Below are 397 nucleotides of genomic sequence, written 5' to 3'. Positions count from 1 at the left end.
GGGGGTCCCCTGTGACGTCAACCCCTCTTCGGGAACTTCTACACCCTGTTGACGCGAAGCCCTCGACACGTTGACGCGAAGCCCTCGACACCGGGTGGCCCGTTTCACGTGAAACCGGCATCATACGACAAACCGGCCGACGACTGAGTCGCCGGCCGGTCGAGGACGTCAGGGCCCGAACCCGCGCGGGCCGAGGCCCGTGCCGCTAGAGCTGCTTGTGGAAGCCCTCCGCCACCTTCAGGAAGATGTCGTTCGCCTCGGTCTCCCCGATGGTCACCCGCACTCCCTCACCGGCGAACGGTCGGATGACCACGCCCGCCTGCTCACACCCCTGCGCGAACTCCATGGTGCGCTCCCCCAGCCGCAGCCACACGAAGTTGGCCTGGCTCTCGGGCAC

1 pseudogene is annotated in these 397 nt (G+C 67.5%); it reads right to left on the bottom strand.

From position 1 onward, the window contains the following. Positions 1 to 205 precede the first annotated feature (205 nt). Positions 206 to 397: pseudogene (locus KDL01_RS42575) on the bottom strand (aminotransferase); the annotation flags it as partial.

It is taken from the genome of Actinospica durhamensis (genome assembly GCF_018139695.1).
Classification (GTDB): domain Bacteria; phylum Actinomycetota; class Actinomycetes; order Streptomycetales; family Catenulisporaceae; genus Actinospica; species Actinospica durhamensis.
This window is presented reverse-complemented; position numbering and strand designations above follow the sequence as displayed.